Genomic DNA, 1,415 nt, shown 5'->3' on the forward strand with positions numbered 1-1,415 from the left:
TCCAGGTGGTGCTGCCGTCGATCGCGGTGGTGAGCTTGAGGTCGACGGTGTACTTGTTGGTGCAGGAGAAGTCGGAGGACTTGGCCTCGAAGAACGACACCGTCGCCTTGTTGATGACGACGTCGTTGTACCAGTGGTTGTCGAACTGGAAGTAGGAGCGTTCGACGCCCTTGGAGGTGCGGTAGCCCTGGTAGCCGACGCCGGGCTGGGCGTACTGGTCGCCGGAGTTGGCGACGGTGCGGCCGAGGTTGTTGGTGCCGGGGTAGGCGGACTGGGTCCAGGTCCAGGTGGTGGCCTCGCGGCGGTCGTAGATCCAGCCGGGGTCGATGAACCAGGGGCCCTGGCCCTTGCCGAGGACGGTGTCGTCGGTGGTGAGTTCGACGGCGTCGGGGGTGGCGGTGGTCGGCATGGTGGCGACCTTGGCGGCGGCGCCGGGGGCGTCGGCGGTGCTCTTCTGTTCGGGGGCGTCGCCGCCGGCCGGGGTCTGGGTGGGGGTCTGGTCGTCGCGTTGGGCGGCGGCGGCCTTGCCCTTGGGGGCGTTCGGGGTGGTGGTGCCGGTGGTGGTGCTGGTGGTGCTGGTGGTGCTGGTGGTGCTGTCCCACATCTGGGGGGTGGCGGCGTGCCAGCGGACCTTGCCGTCCTTGGTGGTGGCGGTGAGGTTGCCGGCGTCGTCGGCCTTGACGGTGACGCCCTTGGCCTTGGTGGGGAAGCGGACCTTCTTGAGGGCGGGGTTCTTGGCGGCTTCGGCGGTCTTGACGACGAGGACGGTGGAGAGGCCGCCGAGTTTGGAGGCGGTGACGCGCAGGTCGATGCCGGGGGCGACCTCGGGGTAGAGGAGGGCTTCGCCCTGGGGGTCGAGGGTGGGCTTGGTGAGGGGGAAGGGCGAGTCGATGGTGAGGGACTCGCCGTCGGGGCTGGTGAGGGTTCCGAGGGGTCCGTCCGCGCCGCCGGAGAGGTGGACGTCGGCGACGGCGGTCCTGGGTCGGTAGCCGCCGTGGTCGTCGGGGACGAGGGTGGCGTCGAGGGTGGCCCAGGTGTTGTCGTGTTTCACGCGTTGGGGTTCGGCGTGCTGGGTGCGGGAGAGGTGGCCGGTGGGGGTGGCGACGGTTTCGCTGTACTCGTCGGTCAGTTCCGGTACGGGGACGGGTTTGCCGGTGCGTTTGGCTTCGGCGATGGCTTGGTCGGAGGCGAGTGGGGGCTTCTGGCCGGCGAACTTGGCGTCGCCGGCGGCTATCCGGTCGGCCAGGTCCTTGGGGATCGCTCCCGGGGTCCGGTCGGTGGAGGCCGCGGGGGTGGCGGGGGTGTCGGCGGCGAAGGCCAGTGGCGCGATCGGCCCGACGGAGGTCAGTGCGAGTACGAGGGCGACCGCGACGGCGTGGGAACGCCGGGGCGGATGCCCGGTTCTGCGCATACCG

Annotated in this window: 1 pseudogene; it reads right to left on the minus strand. The window is 70.7% G+C overall.

Features of this window, described 5'->3' with window-relative positions:
• Positions 1-1,415: pseudogene (locus ACFC1T_RS38370) on the minus strand (hypothetical protein); the annotation flags it as partial.

The organism is Kitasatospora sp. NPDC056076 (assembly GCF_042266305.1).
Lineage (GTDB): Bacteria > Actinomycetota > Actinomycetes > Streptomycetales > Streptomycetaceae > Kitasatospora.